Genomic DNA, 16966 nt, shown 5'->3' on the forward strand with positions numbered 1-16966 from the left:
CCATCCCCGAATGTCAAACAGACCCACACGATCAGAGCACGTTGTACAATCGACGCATCGTTTCAAGGAGGTTCTCATGACCGCTTACAACCACTCGTCGGGGTACACCTACGGCACCGATGCCGTCCCCACATCCCCGCTCACACTCGAGGATCTACGCCAGATCGAGGCCGCCGCACACGTCCAGCCCGGTGACGCAGAGCTGCTCTCACGAGCAGAACCCATCCTGGCGCCACACGCTATGGAAATGGTCGACACGTGGCGCGGAATTCTGGCTCAAAAGACGTATCTGGCAGCACATTCCGCGCACCCGGACGGGCAGCCAAACCCCGAGTACGCGCAGGCCTCGAAGCCGCGCTTCGCCCAGTGGATCATCGACATGTGCACGCGCGAGCGGGACCAGGCGTGGTTGGACTACCAGTACCTGATCGGCGCACGGCACATGTCAGCAGCGAAGAACGCGGCGGATGGGGCGGACTCGACGCCATTCGTGCCCCTGCGCTACGTGCTCGCCTTCATCGCGCCGACTGTGGAGGTCGGGCACCGTCTCCTCGCGGAGGGCTTCGAGGGCGACGAACTGAGCGCCGTCCGCGACGCCTGGACTCGCGCTGTCACTGTCGCCGTGACAGTGTGGGCGTATGCCTACCGAGATCACCCCGAGCAGTTCTGATCCGGCGCTCGCCACCTACGACTCCCCCATCGGCTGCCTCACGCTGGCCGCGCGGGGTGGTGCGCTCGTCGGCTTGTGGGTGGCCGGGCAGCGTTTCTTCGGCTCCCCCTACGGCATCAACGAGGCCGTGGCGCGCTCCGCGCTCGACCTGACCTCGCCCGTTTCCCGGGACAGCATCCTCGCCGAGGCCGGGTGGGACGACGCCGACGCGCGGACTCTCGGCATGGCGGCGGCCTGGCTCGACGGATACTTCGCGGGCGAGGCCCCCTCCCCCGCGCCCATCCCCCTCGCGCCTGCGGGCACGGACTTCCAAAAGCACGTGTGGGAGGCAATGGCCACTATCTCCTACGGCGCGACGCGTACATACGGGCATCTCGCGGCCACGCTGCGAGGCGCGGGCATCCCCGCGTCAGCCCAGGCGATCGGTGGAGCGGTGGGGCGTAATCCCCTGCTTCTGATCCGCCCCTGCCACAGGGTCGTGGCGGCTACCAGCCCCGGCGGCTACGCGGCGGGAGGGGACGCGAAAGCCTGGCTGCTTGCGCACGAGGAGGCCACGGCCTCGTCGGCCAACTAACTCAGCCGTTCGCCCGGTCGGCCTCGATCGCCTGCTCGACCAAGGCCTCGTCGACGGGCAGAGCCTCGCGCGCGTACGCGGCGGCGTCATCCTGTGTGTCGGCGATCTGCTCGGCGATCGAGTCGGCCTCGCGGCGCAGCTCGGCACCGTCGACGACCGAAGCCTGGGCGAGGGTGCGGGCCTGGGCGCGGTGCTCGTCCGTGTACTCCAGGTCGTCGGCGTGCTTGCGCACGAGGACGCGGATGAGCTTGCGACGCAGGTTCTCCTCGCGCAGGACGGAGGAGCGCTCGCGCAGCCAGCCGACCGCGAGGACGACGAGGAGGGCGACACCCAGCCACCCGATGATCGGGTACATGCCGCCGATCAGCTTCTTGAAGCCCATGAGGGAGGCCGCGTAGCCCACGGCGACGACGCCGACGAGGACGATGCGCATGCGTCGGGTCTCCCCGCCCGAGAAGCGGCGCGCCGTCGAGTAGAACAGTGAAAAGACAGTGTTGTAGATGAGCGCGAAAATGATGAGCGTGTAGACGAAGGCGAAGGCCGGGTGGATCGAGCGCGCAATCTCGAGGGCGGGAACGTTCACGTCCCAGACGCGATCCATGTTCAGATACAGGCACAGGGCGTCCGCGCCGATGACGAGGGCGATGATGGTGCCGCCGATGCGCCCGGCGCGGCGGGCCTCGCCGATGCGCAGCACCGAACCGCCGAGCATGAAGGCCATCGCGATGCCGTTGACGACGCACAGCGCGAAGTAGTTAATCGTGGAGAGCCACAGGTTGGGCAGCGCCGGGGTGACCTGGGTGGCGGCGGTGTTGAGCTCGGCGACGCCCGGGTGCGGGGTGGCCAGCGAGTAGATGGTGAGGATCGTGATGGCGACGATGATCATGGGCGTAAACACGCCGATGACCTTCATGATCCGCTCAAAGTCAAGGAAGGCCGTCAGAACAACAAGCACCGCGCACAGGGCACTGCCCGCCCACGCGGGTAGGCCGAACTGCTGCTCGAGATTCGCGCCAGCGCCCGCGAGCATCACGAATCCCATCGCGAAACCCGAGAAGACGAGCACGACGTCGATGACGCGGCGCAGCGCCGGGTGGGTGATGCGTTCGAAGACCTCGTCGTGGTGGCCGGAACGGTAGTAGGAGCCCAGCTGGAGCGCGACGACGCCGAAGACGACGTTGAGGACGCCCAGGACCGCGATGCCGATCAGGCCCTTCGCGCCAAAGGAGAGGAAGTACTGGAGCAGATCCTGGCCACTCGCCAGGCCCGCGCCGATAATGACTCCCACGTAGGCGAAGGCGACAGAGAGGTACTTCTTGGACATAGGGTCCTTCCGATTGCGAACGTTTCACGAGGCTGTGGCCTCGTTCCACGGTAGACGCTCGCCTGGGCGTCAGGTATGTCCGTAGGAAATTGTTCACGCTCACGATGAGCAACAAAGGCACAGATGTGTACACAATGTACTAAAATGACACTATGAACACACTCGCTACGACGCTGTCTACTCGAGAGCTCCGCGCAAACCTCTCCGACGTCCTCGGGCGAGCCTCCTACGGCGGCGAGCGTATCGGAGTGACAAAGAACGGCCGCCTCACTGCGATCGTGATCGGCGTCGAGGATCTGTTGGCCCTGGAAGAGCTCGAGGACGCGCGCGATCTCGCGGCCTTCCGGGAGGCAAAGCGCGACGATGACGGACAGCGGGTCAGCCTGGACGACCTGCGCGCTGAGCTCAACGACTAGCGATGCCCTCGTCGTAACGGTCGTGCGTGTCGCACACCGCCGAGAGGTGTACCGCTCGTAGCGTTACTTTCCTTCGAGGAGCTGGATCGGCGGGCGCGGCGCCTGCATCGAGTTGATCGGAGCCTCAGGATCCGCGTAACCGAGGGCAAAACCGGTGATGAACCGGTAGCCCTCGGGGATCTCAAACTCGGCCTCAACGGGCTCGCGCCAGGTGGCGAGGATGCCGACCGGGCAGGAGTCAATGCCGCGCGACTTGGCAGACAGGAGCAGGGTCTGGAGCATGAGGCCGGCGTCCATGGCGCTCCACGGGAGCATGTCCTCGTGGACGAAGACGAAGCCCATGACGGGAGCGTCGAAGGCCGTGACGTTGCGGCGGTTCACGCGATTGCGTCCCTCGATGTCGGCGCGCTCGACGCCGTGGATGCCGTAGAGGAGCTTCGCGACCTCGATCTGGGCGGGGCGAACCTCGTCCGGGTAGCGCTTACGCACGGGGAAGTCGCCGTCGGGAACGGGAATCTCGACATCCGGGTCCTCAGCCTTGCGTGCGTGGGCGGCAATCTCCTCATCGAAGAGACGGCCGTAGTGTTCGCGCAGGCGCTGGGCGCGCTCACCCGTGGCCAGGGCGACGCGGAAAGCGCGCGTGTTGGACCAGGACGGAGCGGTCGTCGCGTCGGCAAGAATCGCGTCGAGGACCTCGGCGGGGATCTCCCGGTCTGTAAAGGCGCGCGTGGAGCGGCGCGAGGCGGTCAGGGCCGAAAAGTCGTTCGTCTCAACGTTGAGTGTCATGCGCCCAGGCTAACCCGGCCCGACGCTCCCGATCCACCCGGCCCGCCCACTGGACGGCTCCGGCCGAACTACCGGGCCAGGGCCTGCTCGAAGGCTACAACGTCCTCCTCGGGGGTCGCCCACGAGGTTCCGATGCGCGCGAGGTAGCGGCCGTCAGGGAGGGTCTCCCAGATGCTGTAGCACACCTTGTCGGACAGGCGCTCATGCCCGGCCTGATCGAGGGCCACGAAGGTCAGGTTGGTCGGTGAGTCCATGGTGACGACGTAGCCTGCGCGCTTGAGCGCCTCGCGGATGCGTGCGGTCGCCTTGACGGCGGGCTCTCCGATCGTCAGGTAGAGGCCGTCCTCGAAGAGCGCCTCGAACTGCACGCCCAGGAGGCGCCCCTTCGCCAGGAGCGCGCCGTGCTGCTTCATCTGGGTGACGAACTGGCGGATCGATCCGCGCTCGGGGATCACCACGGCCTCGCCGAAGAGGGAGCCACACTTGGTGCCGCCGATGTAGAAGACATCGGTCAAGCGCGCGAGGTCGGCCAGCGTCACGTCGTTCGCGGGCGAGGCCAGCGCGTATGCGAGGCGCGCGCCGTCGACGAAGAGCTTGAGGTCGCGCTGGCGGCATACGGCGGAGAGTTCCTCGAGCTCCTGCAGGGAGTAGAGGGTGCCGTACTCGGTGGGCTGCGAAATATAGACGAGGGCGGGGGCGATCATGTGGTCACGCGCGCCGTCGCCCTCCCACGCCGAGCAGATGCGTTCGACGTCGGCGGCATTGATCTTGCCTTCGACGGCGGGGGTGTCGAGGATCTTGTGGCCGCCGCGCTCGACGATGCCGGCCTCGTGCATGTTGATGTGGCCGGTGTTGGGGGCGATGACGCCCTGCCAGGGCAGGAGGATCGCGTCGATGACGGTCGCGTTCGTCTGCGTGCCGCCGACCAGGAAGTACACGTCGGCGTCGGAGGCCTGGCAGGCCTCGCGAATCAGGTCGCGGGCACGCTCGCAGTGCTCATCGGTGCCGTAGCCGCTCGTCTGTTCCATGTTGGTGGCGACGAGGGCGTCGAGCACCCGGGCGTGCGCGCCTTCCTGGTAGTCACTGGAGAAGTTCGGCAGCGTGGCAGAAAAAGTCATTGGGCCATTATTCCACGCGCTTGGCCAGATAATTCCCGTTTCCTCACGAAGATCTTTTCTCGCTGAATCCGAAGGACTATCCTGACTTTCGCCGGGCGATGCTGCCAGGCTTCCCGATACGAAAGTGAGGGCATCGCATGATGCCAACCACGCACGGAGAACAGGCGAGCACAATCAACCGCGACTCGCAGGCCTATTGGAACAAGCGGGCCGCGACGTTCACGAGAGACACGACCGTCGAGTACGAGCGCTGGCTCCTGGATCTACTCGCGCTCAAGGCGGGCGAGGAGATCCTCGACATGGGGTGCGCGACGGGCACGCTCGCCGTCCCCCTCGCCCGAGCCGGGCACCGCGTCCACGGCTGCGACTTCGCCGAGGCCATGCTCGCGATCCTCGACGAGCGCACGGCAGCCGAGAACCTACCGATCACCTCCCACCTGCTCGCGTGGGAGGACGACTGGGATGAGTTGGGCCTGGGTGAGAACAGCGTGGATGTCGCCTTCGCGTCACGCTCCCTCATGAGTGGGAACGTTTTCTCCGCAGTACACAAGCTCGACGCGGCTGCCCGCTCGCGGGCGGCGGTCGTCGTGCCCGACAGCCTGCTCCCGTCCCGCGACCCGCGCCTGCTCACCTACCTGGGACGCTCGGCGAGGCACCCGCGCGTCGTCCGCGAGGTAACCCGCGCGCTCACATCCCTGGGACGCGTCCCGGTTTTCGCGACCACACGAACCTTCCGCCCGATGAGGTTTTCTTCCTTCGACGAGGCCCGCTCGGACCTTCGTCGTCTGGCCGGCCCCGAGCCGTTCACCGCGCGCGAGCAGCGGCTTTTCGACGCCTACGCAGAGCAGCACTTCGTGCGTGAGGACGCCGCTACCAGCTCGGAAAAGGCAAGGGAACGATGGCTCCTGGACTACCCTCTGCCCGTCACCTGGGTATTTATCGGCTGGAGCACCGACGGGCGCGCGTGGGCGTAGGCGGCCCCGGCCTCGTTCTCCTTAGTCCGCGTCGGGGCGACGCCTGCGCGCCTTGACTTCGCCGCGCCTCTTCTTATCGGCGAGGCGGCGCAGCTTCGACGCGCGCGTTGGCTTCGTGGCCCGCCTAGGAACGGGAGGGACGAGGGCCGAACGCAGAACTTCGGCGAGGCGCTCGCGCGCGGCGGCGCGGTTGCGGCGCTGGGAGCGATGCTCGGCGGCGGTGACCGCGAGGACCGTTCCGCTCAGGCGGTCCCCGAGAACAGACAGGGCACGCTCGCGCTGCTTGTCATTCAGAGCGGTCGTCATCGCCAGATCCAGGCTGAGCTGGACGCGCGAGTCCGCCGTGTTGACGCCCTGGCCGCCGGGACCCGAGGCGTGGGAGAAGCGTTCGACCAACTCCCCCGCGGGCACGACGAGGCCGCGCGGGCAGCCGGGCCCAGCGGGAATGCGCAGATCGTCCATGCATTCCAGTGTGCACCACGCGCCGCGCCCCGGCCTCGTCAGGCGAGCAGAGAGGCGACCCGCGCTTTCAGGTCCGGCAGCACGTCGGTGGCGAACCAGGGGTTCTTCTTCATCCACATCTGATTGCGCGGCGAGGGGTGAACCAGCGGAAAGTAGGCGGGCAGGTAGCGCTTGTAGTCGCGCACGACCTCGGTCAGCGAGGCCGACGAGGGCAGGTTGAGGTAGCGCCTGGTGGCGTACGCACCGACGAGGATCGTCATCTCCAGCTTCGGCATGAGCTCGAGCAGGCGCGGGTGCCACGTGTCGGCGAAGTCCTTGCGCGGAGGCAGGTCGCCGCTCTTTCCCGTGCCCGGGAAGTAGAAGTCCATGGGGACGATCGCGAGCTTCCCGGACTCATAGAAGGTGTCCCTATCGACGCCCATCCAGTCGCGCAGGCGGTCGCCGCTGCGGTCGTTCCACACGATGCCGGTCTCTTCGGCGACGCGCCCGGGCGCCTGGCCAACGATCATGATGCGGCAGTCAGGTCCTGCAAAGAACAACGGGTCAATCCCACGCTTCGTGAACGAGGCGTTGGCTGGGTCTGCGGCGATCTCCTCAGCAATTGCGCGGACGGCCGGGTCGATGATCTCAGGTGTCATAAACCCAGGGTATGCCCACCCCGCGAGCGCGCAACCCCCGGCGACTGGCAGGTCACACGCCACACAGACGCTATAGTTCCCCCCAAATTCCGCATGCAATTCCCCAACCGGCCATTTCAACACTCTCCCAGAAACCGCGGAATTTCAACGATCACAATTCAAATCCTGAAAGATCTGCGGGGGAATTGCATGCGGAATTGGAGGGAGAACGCAGTACAGAACCGGCCATGCCGACGAGTAGCAGCAGAGACACCACTTAGTAGCAGCAGACACACCACTTAGTAGCAGCAGACACACCGATTAGTAGCGGCGGCCCGACCGGGCATACAGTGGAAGACATGAGGACAATCAGGTCGAGGCGAGGGCAGTGACAACACGATTCGTGCGCCGCTCCAACAAGATGGGCGTTATCACCGCGTCGGTTGCGATCACGCTCTCCCTGTTTGGCCTCGCAGGCCTGACGTCGAGCGCCCTCAATCGAACGGGTCACGGCCAGAAGGATCCCGCCCCCGTCTCCTACGAGGAGGACGGCACGTCCTCCGTACTCGCTGCCTCCACACTGGAGGGGACGATCCAAGAGATCAGCTACAAGCAGGCCTATGAGGGCACTACCTACGAGAAGGAGGCCCTCGTCTACGTTCCACCGACCTACACGCCGGGGGTTCCCGCAAACATTGTCTACCTGACGCACGGGTGGTGGGGCTCCGCCGACGGCCTGGCCGAGGGCGCGGCCCCCATCGTCGATCAGCTGACCTCCGAGGGGGCCATCGCTCCCACGCTCGTCGTGTTCGCGACCTACTATCCGGATCGGTCGTTCGCGACCGACGATTACGAGGACGACTACGCACTCAATCGCTTCTTCGCGACAACCGAGATCGACACGCTGATCGCAGCGGTCGAGTCCCGCTACACGACGTACGCACGAGGAGACACGTCGGACGAGTCGTTGCGTGCCTCGCGCAGGCACCGCGCGTTTGGCGGTTTCTCGATGGGCGCGACGACCACGTGGGACGTGTTTGCCCTGCGCCCGCAGTACTTCTACGGCTACATGCCGATGGCGGGCGAATCCTGGATCGGGCGCGACGAGGACGCCGACTCCGCGCAGATCGCGCAGCTGGTGACCGCCGGGGCCGAGCGAGCGCACTACGGGCCACGCGACTTCCTCATTCTCGCGTCGGTCGGTTCGGAGGACCCTGCCCTGTGGGATATGACCCCGCAGATTGACGAGCTCCGCGAAGACTATCCCGACCTTATGACCGAGGACAGCCTGCAGCTGTGGATCGACGAGGGAGAAAGCCACTCCATGGCCTCGGTCGGCAACCAAGTCGCCCACGACCTGCCGCTGCTGTTTCCGCCCGCGTAGGGGATTCTCCCCGTTCACCGACAGAGTCAGCCCCGACCTCGTTCCTTATCTGAGGGACGAGGCCGGGGCTGGCTGACAGATAAGCGCGGCCCTTATGCGCGGGGCTGGCGCTCCGCCCACTCGCCGAGGCTCACGCGCGGACCCGTGAAGAACGGGGTGTCCTCGCGCACGTAGAGGCGCGCCTCGGTGTAGCGCTGGGCGTGCATGACGCCCTCGAGGCGGTCCAGGCTGTCGGCTTCGAACGCGAGCACCCACTCGTAGTCGGAGAAGCCGAAGGCGGACAGGGTCGAGCCCTTGACGTCCGGGTACTGTGCGAAGCCGTTGCGGCCATGTTCGGCCATGATGCGGGAACGCTCTTCGGGGGCCTTGAGGTACCAGTCGTAGGAGCGCACGAAGGGGTAGACCATCGCCCAGTCGCGGGGCGCGACGCCGCCGAAGCAGGCGGGAATGTGGCGCTTGTTGAACTCGGCGGGGGTGTGCAAGCCCATGCAGGACCACACCGGATCCAGGAACTTGCCCAGCGCCGACGCGCGCAGGCGGTGATAGGCATCCTGCAGGACCTGCGGGTCGTCGTCGAGCCACCACACCATCAGGTCGGCCTCAGCGCGGAAGCCGGACACGTCGTAGAAGCCGCGGATTTCCGCACCCGCGCCCTTCACGTAGTCCAGGGACTCGGCGACGATGCGGCCGCGCTCGCCGTCGTCGGCGGGCAGGGACTCACCGAGTGCGAACACGGAGTAGAGGGCGTAGTGCTGCTTGTTGTTGACCTCGTCAAAGTCGATGTCCGTCGCGTCGCGCGGGTCGGTGACACGGGCGTGAGCGGCGTGCGAGTGAGGCGTCGCCTCGGTACCCGCGTGGCGGGCGTGGTGGCGCGCGGCGTGCTCACCGACGCGGTCCGGCACTCCCGCGGGATGTCCCGGGTTTTCCGGGTTCTGCTCGGGCGGCACGACGGCGTGGGGATGCGGGGTAGACATGGAGTCCTCCTGGGTTGTGGCTGGTTGACCGGCGGCTCGGGCGGGCGCGCCGGAAGAATGAGGGGCGGTGCCAGGGTGAGTGCTGGCACCAGCGGACGAGGCATGGCCTGGGCGCGCCGGGGAGAGGCAGCAGTCGCTCGGGCAGACGGTGTGGAAGGGGCCGGTGCCCGTCACGGTGACGGGCGAGGGATTCTCACCTCGCGCCTGGGCAGCGCGCTCTTCGAGCACGTCGACCAGGGAGGACACGAAGGCCGGATCCGTCGCGACGGTGTCTGCACGCTCGTAGGGGATCCCCAGGCGCGCGGCGGTCTCCTTCGCCTCGGTATCGAGGTCGTAGACGACCTCCATGTGGTCGCAGATGAAGCCGATGGGGACGACGACGGCACCGGTCAGCGGGTTCGCGTCGACCGCGATCTCCTCGAGGAAATCGTTGATATCGGGTTCTAGCCAGCGGGCCTGCGGGGGCCCCGACCGCGAGCAATAGACGAGGTCATAGCCCAGATCCGCTCGTCCCAGGACGCGCTGCAGCTCCGGCAGGATCGCCTCAATGAGGGCGTGATGCTGGGCGACGTAGCTGATTTCGGTTGTGGGGGTTCCCGCGGGCGACGACACCGTCCTCCTCCGCTGCTCGACGCGTGCGCCTGAGGCCGCCGCGGCCTCGTCAGTTGAGGGACGGAAGGGGAAGGGCGAGGACCCTGCTTCCATGCTCACGGGGATGGAGTGGGTGACGAAGATCAGGCGAATCCCGGAGGTATCGACACCGCGCGCCGCGAGGGCCTCCCACGCGCGCCGGACGGACGCGATCTGCGCTCTCGCCATGCCGGGGGTCGAGTAGTAGGGGCGGACCTTGTCCAGGATGATGTCGGCGTCGGGGTTGTCGACGCTGTCCTCAGCGCCCAGTTCGATCGTCCCCCACTTTTCGCGCAGGGCCTCCGCGGCCTCGGCGAGGTCTTCGCGGTACTGGCGACACCCCGAGTACGAGGCGTAGGCGGAGGTGGGCAGGACGAGGATGCGCCGGGCGCCCGCCTGGGCGAGCTCGTCGAGGCCTTCGGCGACGAATGGGTGCCAGTTGCGGTTTCCCCACCCGACGGGAATGTCATGCCCACGCCTGGCGAGCTCCGCGGACAGGTCGGCGATCAGGCGCTGGTTGCAGGCGTTAATGGGCGAGACGCCGCCGAAGCGCTTGTAGTGGGCGGCGACCTGAAGCAGGCGCTCGTCGGGGATTCCGCGACCGCGCGTCGCGTTGCGCATGAACGGCAGGACGTCGTCCGGGCCGTCCGGGCCACCGTAGGACAGCAGCATGATTGCGTCGTAGGTATCCATACCTGGCACTTCAGTCCTCCTTCAGGCCTAGCGTGGACAGTCTAGGGCCGCCACCTTCCCCAGCGCAGCGACAGATTGTCAGAAAAACACGGTAAATCAGCAGCTTTCCTACGATTTCAACGCTCAGTTTGAGCGGGGCCTGGAGGCGATCCTGCGCGGCTGGAGCTGAGGCTAACCGACCAGTTTTTCTACCTCGCGCACGATGCGCTTGGTGCCGCCCAGAGAGGACAGCTCCTCGCGCACCCCTCGGATCCCCGAGGTCAGGGCCGGTTCATCGACGAGGCGGCGGGCTGCACGGGCGATGAGCGTCGGCTTGGGCGCATGCACGGTCAGGCCGCAGCGCGCGCTTTCCATGGCCTCGGCGTTGAATTGCCGCTCGAAGACGCGCCCCGGGACGATCACCTGGGGGACGGCGTAGGACAGGGCATCCATCATCGAGTTTTGCCCGCCATGGTGCACGAAGACGCGGGCGCGCGGCAGGAAATCGACGAAGTTGAATCGGGGCGCACAGCGCACGGTGTGACCACCTGAGACCTGGCTGGCCTCGGGCGTTCCCGCGAGGAAGACGTCGCATCCGAGGGCCTCGGCGAGCTCTCGTCCGGCGCGCACGGCGACGCCCGCGGGGACGCTGCCCGCGCCGAGGTAGACGACCACGCAATCGCGAGGCATCGCTGTCAGGGCGGGCGGCTCGTCCAGGAACCCGCAGTAGACGGCCCGCTCCCCCGCGCGCGGTTCCAGGGTCGGGCAGCTCGGGATGAAGCGGCGCCGCATCCCCTCGAGGATGGTCAGGGACGAGGCCGGGGCGGGCATGCCCATCTCGCGCAGCAGGCGTCGAATTCCTGCGGATTTACGAGGGTTGGAGGCGTAGGCGGCGGTCGTCGGCTGCGAGGCGCTGCCGACGCATGGGATGCCCTCGGCACGGGCAGCGATGACGGCGGCGAGGCTGAATTCGGAGTAGACGACGTCGGGGCGCGCGGCTCGCATGTGGGCGCGGAGGATATCGACGGCCGCGCGCGTGTAGCGCTCGTCGAGGGCTCCGGTGAGCCAGAGGACCTCCTCGAAGCTGTGCACGGGCTTGCGGCCCATGAGGCCGAGGCGCGAGGCCAGGGGGAAGGTATGGCGCGCAATGGCCTCGGGCAAACCGAGGGGCGAGGGCACCGGAATCTCGAGCGTCGGAGCGATGGGATCGGCGCAGTTGCCGTCATCTCCCCACGCGAGCATCACCTCGTGGCCGGCGTCCTGGAAGGCGCGGGCGACGCGTTGCGCGCGCGACCACGGCCCGCCCATCCGCGAGCGGGCAACCATGGGAACGACGAGAACCTTCACGTGTCAAGGGTACGCGGATCAAAGGCTCCTCAAAACACGGACGGGTAAACTGAGCATGGTCGACGCCGAAACCCACGCGAGGAGGCATTCATGGACAAGCGAGATCGCATCCGAGGGGCAATGATCGGCTGCGCCGCAGGAGACGCGCTGGGATACCCGGTGAAAGTGCTGTCAGAGGCCACGATCGTCGAACGCTACGGGCTGCGCGGGATCACCGACTACGACCTGGACGAGAACGGAACCGCGCGCATCACTGCAGACACACAACTCATGCTGCTCAGCGCAAATGGGATCCTCTTCGCTCACACACGAGGCGCGCTCCGCGGGATCATGGCCCCTGTGTACCAGTATTTCGATGCTTTCTACATGAACTGGTACCGGTTGCAGACAACCGAACGCGCATCCCGAAGTCGGGTGGGATGGATTAACGCCTACCCTGCCCTGTCCGCGAAGCGCGCCCCTTCTCCCACCGTCATGGAAGTTGCCGCAACCAAGAAGTTCGGATCGATGGACGAGCCCGTCAACGATTCCAAAGGATCCGCATGCCTGCTGCGGGCAGTCCCCATCGGCCTCTCTTACTCCCGCGACCCCAACCGCATTGTCGAGCTGGGGGCAAACACGGCGACACTCACGCACGGCAACGAAGTCGCCTGGATAGCATCAGGGGCGTTTGCGCTCCTCGTCTCTCACATCGTCCACGAGGAGCTGTCCATCGCCGAGGCCGTCAACAAAACACTGAAGGCTCTGGACAAGTCCTTCCCCGATTCCAGCACGGTCGTGTACGAGTTGTCGCGGACCATCCGCTCGGCAGTGTCGCTCGCTTCCTCAGCCTCGAGCGACCTGGATGCCATCCACGCCCTCGGCAAGGGGTGGGTCGCCGACGAAGCCCTGGCAATTGGTATCCTCTGCGCGCTACGCCACGAGAACGACATCGCGGGAGCGATGACATTCGCCGCCAACCACGGCGGAGACTCCAACAACACGGCGGCAATCGCGGGAACGCTGGTCGGAGCACGAATCGGATTTAACGCGATCCCAGACAGGTTCGTTGACAGGCTCGAGCTCGTCGACGTCATCCTCGAGCTGGCCGACGACGTCACCACGGACTGCCCAATGTACGATTGGGGCCCGCGCAATCCCGTGTGGGAACACAAGTACATCTACAGTGACTACGCCTATTGGCGCAGGCGCACCCCGGAGGCCAAAGAGGCCAAGGAAAACGTGGAAAACGAGGACAAGCAGACTGACTAGGCTTGTCCCCCACATGCCACAACGTTTTGAGAAGGGCTCCCATGCATCCACCTGATGAGGCTTTTTCCGAGCGGGAAGAGGAACTGCTGGATCTGGCCACCCTGCGCGCTGCGATGGCCGCAGACGACGGCACGCGCTACATGCACGCCCAGGTCTGCGAGGAACTAGGGTCCTAGACTCCTGAATCGACAGGGATCACCGCCAGATTTATACCGCCACTGGCGGTAATCGCGTGGCACCCAAGGAGAGCTGACCAATAAACGGCAGGAGGCCTCGTCAATCGACGAGGCCTGGGCTGGGATCAAGCGAGCGCTCAGTTGGTCCCATGGAACGCCCAGGCGCGGCCGCGCACACCGCGCGCGATGTAGCTAGCACCCGCGAGGCTCAGGGCGAGACCGAGGCCCGTGTAGAAGAAAGCGATGAACCAGTCGGGGAATACGCCCGCGGCGCGCATTCCGATGCCGAACGTCATCATGATTGCCATCATCATGTAGCTCTTGCGATCGAAGAAACGCACCACGTGATGACGCTCCCCCTCCAGGTCGACGATGCGTCGGACGTTCTTCTGGACGAGCTTGCTGAACATGGGGTGGAACGCGCAGAAGATGGCGATGGCGCCGCCCGCGAGCACCAGGAAAATAATCGCTGCGACTCCGCGCATGTCGATGGCCGCGCGCACGCCGAGGATCGCAACATTCAGGCCGGCGAGCAGCCAGACGATGCCAGCGACGGCAATCAGGGACTGCTTCTTGATGCGGAATCGACTCATTTCTTAGCGTCCTTTTCTTCTACGGTGTCGTCATACAAGGCAGCGTCGAGGAGGGCGAACAGCGTCTCACATTCGCTACCCTCCATGAGGGAGGCGAAGACGGCGCGCAGCACGTAGCGACACAGGGCCTCGGCACTCATGGGGCCGACGAGCCGGGAGCGGTCTACGGCCTCGTCCGTGTCGAGGACACGCGCGAGCCCGCGCTCCATGTGGGCGAGCATGGGAGCGCGTACGGCTTCGAGGGCCTCCTGTTCGGTGCTGGGTAGGCGGCGCATCTCGGCGAACCAGTCGACGCTCATGTCGGAGCGCGCTGCGCATAGGGCCTCGCGGAATCGCCGCACGTAGGAGGTGAAGCGCTCGCCGGGGCGCACGACGCACAGCTCGTCGGAGAGGTTCTCCTCAAAGAAGCGGGTGAGCACGGCGGCCGTCAGGTCCGCCTTGGTCGGGAAGTAGCCGTAGACCGAGCCGACCGCGATGCCGCACGCGGCGGCGACCTTGCGCACGGAGAGCGCGGAGATGCCGTCGCGCGAGGCGATGGCGTAGGCCTGGCTGACCACTTTCTCCGGGTCGATCACTTGTTTGGGCACGATGTCCTGCCGTCTTACTACCTGCAACAATCTATAATGAACAGTGTTCAGTATAGGCTCGCACACCCCTGCGGCACCAGAGGAAACTAGGGATCACACCACTACCACCAGCAAGTCATCTCACGCTGACGAGGCCTACCTTGCTTGGCGGGGTAGGCCTCGTTCCGCGACAGTAATGTTATACTCGCCACAAGTCAACGAAGTCTGATGGAGAAAACCCATGTCTCGAGTCGCATCCCTCGTCACCTCGTTCTGCTTTGTCGTTACGGCCTATGCGGGCGGGCCTTTCACCATGGTGTTCCCCTCTCCCTTCCCGACGCTCCGAATCGACGTCTGGTTCCCCACGATGCTTGTGTTCGCCGTGGCGACTGTCGTCTTCACCAATATCTCTCGCAACAGGCGCAATCCCCGCGAACTGGCTTTCTGGGGCCTCGCCATCAAGCTCTGCTTCCTCCCCTTCTTCCTGACCACGTCCTTGATAATCCTTTACCTCGGACCGTATGTGCTTGCCCCAGGCGGCCCCGCCCCTCACGTGCTCTTCCTCCCTCCCCTACTCCTGGGGAGCTACATCATCATGATCGTCACCTCGTCCCACGGGTTTGCGGCGATCGTCCGTGCACGCGACGAACAACTGATCTCCCACGAAACGGCGAAACAGTACAAGCGAGGGCACGCCCTCCCCATCGCCGACCTGGTTTCCTCGATCAGGCTCTACCTGCTCCTACGTCGACTGGACAGCGCCGCTCCGACCAACGCTTAGGACGCCTAACCCGCCATCACCGCCAAGGCCAGCATCCCCTCATCTCGCACACCATCCAAGCCGCCGAAGCGAGCAATGGCAGCCGAATGGATGGCACACACATCGTCCCGAGAAAACGCGAAAGCGTTCACTTCACGAGCTCTTCAAACACGTCCGCGTAGGCATCCATGAAGTCAACAGCGACATCGACAGCACTTTCAGACTGCTGCGCCGGTTGAATGACCACCCACGGCCTGTTGTTCTTGAGGATCGTGACAGGCCTCCCCGTCCTATTCACCTCTGCCGTCACACGCGAAAAGTTGTTCTTCGCCTCAGCGAGACCCATAGTCAGTGTCGACATACCACTCCTTTCAACCGTAGCCATAATTATGGCCAAAATCTAGCCCCAGTCATTGACGAACTAGGGGCACCCTTGAGCAGTCAACGTCTCTCACTCACAATGTACCCAGACTCTGCCCATTATGGGACTGAAATAGACCCTATCAGGGATATGATGAGAATGAATGAAAGGAGCAATGATGCCGACAATCACCCGCAACGCAGAGGTCAAGACTCGCACGACCGCACAGATCAAGGCCGATGCCGCAGCCGTCTATGCGCGCTGGGGAATTAGCCTCTCGGACGCAATCAACATCTTCCTCGCCAAGTCGATTGAGGTTGGTGGCCTCCCCTTCGACATGCGCCCTGAAATCCCCACGTTTGATGGACTCGAGCGCTACGCCTATCGCCCCACCATGGACCCAAACGGCGTCGCACAGCTCCCGGGAGACTGGGATGACGGCGAGTGAGGCAGCGCCCGCTCCATGGGAGATCTGGCACGCGCGCTTTAACTTCGACGACCGCGGCTATAAGTTTCGCCCCGTCCTCGTCCTCGCCTGTTCACAGGACGGACTACTGGCGGCGATGATCACCAGCGCCTCGAACAAGCTCTCGCTTCCACTCGACACTCCCCTCGAGGACTGGCGTGCAGCGGGGCTGACGAAAGCTTCCCTCGTGCGGGTGGGCCGAATTGCCCTCTTGCCACCAACCTACCTCGATACTGCGGGCAGGATCGGCAGGCTATCTCCGCACGATGCACACCGAGTCAGCCAGACACTCGCGGCGCTCCCCCGATAAACAAATCCCGGCCTCGTCCCACGAATGAACTGCGCCCCGAAACTTGGACGCGTTTAATGGTAGCCGTTATGCGGCTTCCCGTAGGGCCTGATCCCGGTATTCTGCCGGGGTCAGGCCCTTGAGCTTTACTTGGCGTCTTACTGTGTTCCAGTGCGTGATGTAGGCGTCGAGGTCGGCTTTGAAGCTCTCGAAGGTCTGCCAGTCTTGGCCGCGAAAAAACTCGTCCTTGATGTGACCGAAGACCTGCTCAGTGGCGCCCCATACCGCCGCGTTATAATGCTGCAAACGCATTTGTATTGCATTTCGAGCGATGGGAGCGCAGATGCCCGACAGCTACAAGGAGCTCATCAAGAGCAATCCCGACGAGACCGAGATCAGAAGCTTCCTGGTGGACGGCAACCAGGTCTCCGTGACCCTGCGTATCCCCGACACCCTGCGCGATGCGGCGAAAGAGGAGGCTGCCCTCCGGGGCATGAGCTTCTCCGCCTTCGTGCGCACCTGCATGATCGAAGAGCTCGCGAAGAAAGGGGCATAA

22 protein-coding genes are annotated in these 16966 nt (G+C 65.2%); 11 read left to right on the plus strand and 11 right to left on the minus strand.

Annotated features, from left to right (window positions below):
- Window positions 1-76: 76 nt before the first annotated feature.
- Window positions 77-670, plus strand: coding sequence for a protoglobin domain-containing protein (locus CYJ22_RS03775; RefSeq protein ID WP_007589924.1), 594 nt, complete (start codon window positions 77-79; stop codon window positions 668-670).
- A complete protein-coding gene (locus CYJ22_RS03780; RefSeq protein WP_101601208.1) occupies window positions 639-1244 on the plus strand; it encodes a methylated-DNA--[protein]-cysteine S-methyltransferase in 606 nt (201 codons plus the stop codon). The genes CYJ22_RS03775 and CYJ22_RS03780 overlap by 32 nt, the downstream gene beginning before the upstream one ends.
- Window position 1245: 1 nt before the next feature.
- Here the strand turns inward: CYJ22_RS03780 and CYJ22_RS03785 are convergent, their stop codons facing one another.
- Window positions 1246-2568, minus strand: a complete 1323-nt coding sequence (locus tag CYJ22_RS03785; protein ID WP_101601210.1) for a hypothetical protein — start codon at window positions 2566-2568, stop codon at window positions 1246-1248.
- A 152-nt stretch (window positions 2569-2720) separates the two neighbouring features.
- Between CYJ22_RS03785 and CYJ22_RS03790 the strand changes: the two genes are divergently transcribed.
- Window positions 2721-2984 (plus strand): type II toxin-antitoxin system Phd/YefM family antitoxin, encoded by a 264-nt coding sequence (locus CYJ22_RS03790; protein WP_007589926.1) that lies wholly within the window; start codon window positions 2721-2723, stop codon window positions 2982-2984.
- Between the two features lie 63 nt (window positions 2985-3047).
- Here CYJ22_RS03790 and CYJ22_RS03795 read toward each other — a convergent pair whose 3' ends face one another.
- The gene (locus CYJ22_RS03795) at window positions 3048-3770 is read right to left on the minus strand and encodes a nitroreductase (protein WP_101601212.1); all 723 of its coding nucleotides are present in this window, start codon (window positions 3768-3770) and stop codon (window positions 3048-3050) included.
- A gap of 68 nt (window positions 3771-3838) precedes the next feature.
- The gene (locus CYJ22_RS03800) at window positions 3839-4888 is read right to left on the minus strand and encodes a threonine aldolase family protein (RefSeq protein ID WP_101601215.1); all 1050 of its coding nucleotides are present in this window, start codon (window positions 4886-4888) and stop codon (window positions 3839-3841) included.
- 140 nt (window positions 4889-5028) lie between these two features.
- On the opposite strand from CYJ22_RS03800, the gene CYJ22_RS03805 reads away from it, so the two are divergent.
- Window positions 5029-5862, plus strand: a complete 834-nt coding sequence (locus CYJ22_RS03805) for a class I SAM-dependent methyltransferase (protein ID WP_034497089.1) — start codon at window positions 5029-5031, stop codon at window positions 5860-5862.
- A gap of 21 nt (window positions 5863-5883) precedes the next feature.
- Here CYJ22_RS03805 and arfB read toward each other — a convergent pair whose 3' ends face one another.
- Together arfB and CYJ22_RS03815 are read right to left on the minus strand one after the other, a co-directional pair.
- The gene (arfB, locus tag CYJ22_RS03810; protein ID WP_007589968.1) at window positions 5884-6324 is read right to left on the minus strand and encodes an alternative ribosome rescue aminoacyl-tRNA hydrolase ArfB; all 441 of its coding nucleotides are present in this window, start codon (window positions 6322-6324) and stop codon (window positions 5884-5886) included.
- Window positions 6325-6362: 38 nt separating this feature from the next.
- Entirely contained in the window at window positions 6363-6962 is a 600-nt protein-coding gene (locus CYJ22_RS03815; protein ID WP_101601217.1) for a uracil-DNA glycosylase family protein, read from the minus strand.
- Between the two features lie 400 nt (window positions 6963-7362).
- Between CYJ22_RS03815 and CYJ22_RS03820 the strand changes: the two genes are divergently transcribed.
- Window positions 7363-8325, plus strand: coding sequence for an alpha/beta hydrolase (locus CYJ22_RS03820; protein ID WP_101601321.1), 963 nt, complete (start codon window positions 7363-7365; stop codon window positions 8323-8325).
- A gap of 92 nt (window positions 8326-8417) precedes the next feature.
- Here the strand turns inward: CYJ22_RS03820 and hemQ are convergent, their stop codons facing one another.
- Entirely contained in the window at window positions 8418-10622 is a 2205-nt protein-coding gene (hemQ, locus tag CYJ22_RS03825) for a hydrogen peroxide-dependent heme synthase (protein ID WP_101601219.1), read from the minus strand.
- A 171-nt stretch (window positions 10623-10793) separates the two neighbouring features.
- Entirely contained in the window at window positions 10794-11927 is a 1134-nt protein-coding gene (locus tag CYJ22_RS03830; RefSeq protein ID WP_101601324.1) for a glycosyltransferase, read from the minus strand.
- Window positions 11928-12038: 111 nt separating this feature from the next.
- On the opposite strand from CYJ22_RS03830, the gene CYJ22_RS03835 reads away from it, so the two are divergent.
- A complete protein-coding gene (locus CYJ22_RS03835) occupies window positions 12039-13199 on the plus strand; it encodes an ADP-ribosylglycohydrolase family protein (RefSeq protein ID WP_101601222.1) in 1161 nt (386 codons plus the stop codon).
- Window positions 13200-13240: 41 nt separating this feature from the next.
- Window positions 13241-13375, plus strand: coding sequence for a hypothetical protein (locus tag CYJ22_RS10375; RefSeq protein WP_279354640.1), 135 nt, complete (start codon window positions 13241-13243; stop codon window positions 13373-13375).
- Window positions 13376-13512: 137 nt separating this feature from the next.
- Here CYJ22_RS10375 and CYJ22_RS03840 read toward each other — a convergent pair whose 3' ends face one another.
- Window positions 13513-13968, minus strand: a complete 456-nt coding sequence (locus CYJ22_RS03840) for a hypothetical protein (protein ID WP_101601224.1) — start codon at window positions 13966-13968, stop codon at window positions 13513-13515.
- A complete protein-coding gene (locus CYJ22_RS03845; RefSeq protein WP_101601226.1) occupies window positions 13965-14555 on the minus strand; it encodes a TetR/AcrR family transcriptional regulator in 591 nt (196 codons plus the stop codon). Before CYJ22_RS03845 ends, CYJ22_RS03840 begins: the two co-directional genes overlap by 4 nt.
- 220 nt (window positions 14556-14775) lie before the next feature.
- Here CYJ22_RS03845 and CYJ22_RS03850 point away from each other — a divergent pair, with 220 nt between their 5' ends.
- A complete protein-coding gene (locus CYJ22_RS03850; RefSeq protein WP_101601228.1) occupies window positions 14776-15315 on the plus strand; it encodes a hypothetical protein in 540 nt (179 codons plus the stop codon).
- Between the two features lie 127 nt (window positions 15316-15442).
- Here CYJ22_RS03850 and CYJ22_RS03855 read toward each other — a convergent pair whose 3' ends face one another.
- Window positions 15443-15655 (minus strand): type II toxin-antitoxin system Phd/YefM family antitoxin, encoded by a 213-nt coding sequence (locus CYJ22_RS03855; protein WP_101601231.1) that lies wholly within the window; start codon window positions 15653-15655, stop codon window positions 15443-15445.
- A 178-nt stretch (window positions 15656-15833) separates the two neighbouring features.
- On the opposite strand from CYJ22_RS03855, the gene CYJ22_RS03860 reads away from it, so the two are divergent.
- Together CYJ22_RS03860 and CYJ22_RS03865 are read left to right on the plus strand one after the other, a co-directional pair.
- A complete protein-coding gene (locus tag CYJ22_RS03860) occupies window positions 15834-16103 on the plus strand; it encodes a type II toxin-antitoxin system RelB/DinJ family antitoxin (protein ID WP_101601326.1) in 270 nt (89 codons plus the stop codon).
- Entirely contained in the window at window positions 16090-16431 is a 342-nt protein-coding gene (locus tag CYJ22_RS03865; protein ID WP_101601233.1) for a type II toxin-antitoxin system PemK/MazF family toxin, read from the plus strand. The genes CYJ22_RS03860 and CYJ22_RS03865 overlap by 14 nt, the downstream gene beginning before the upstream one ends.
- A 66-nt stretch (window positions 16432-16497) precedes the next feature.
- On the opposite strand, the gene CYJ22_RS03870 is transcribed toward CYJ22_RS03865, so the two are convergent.
- A complete protein-coding gene (locus CYJ22_RS03870; RefSeq protein WP_243390449.1) occupies window positions 16498-16722 on the minus strand; it encodes an IS3 family transposase in 225 nt (74 codons plus the stop codon).
- Between the two features lie 31 nt (window positions 16723-16753).
- Here CYJ22_RS03870 and CYJ22_RS03875 point away from each other — a divergent pair, with 31 nt between their 5' ends.
- A complete protein-coding gene (locus tag CYJ22_RS03875; protein WP_243390450.1) occupies window positions 16754-16966 on the plus strand; it encodes a YlcI/YnfO family protein in 213 nt (70 codons plus the stop codon).

Origin of the sequence: Schaalia odontolytica (assembly GCF_002847525.1) — a bacterium.
Lineage (GTDB): Bacteria > Actinomycetota > Actinomycetes > Actinomycetales > Actinomycetaceae > Pauljensenia > Pauljensenia odontolytica_B.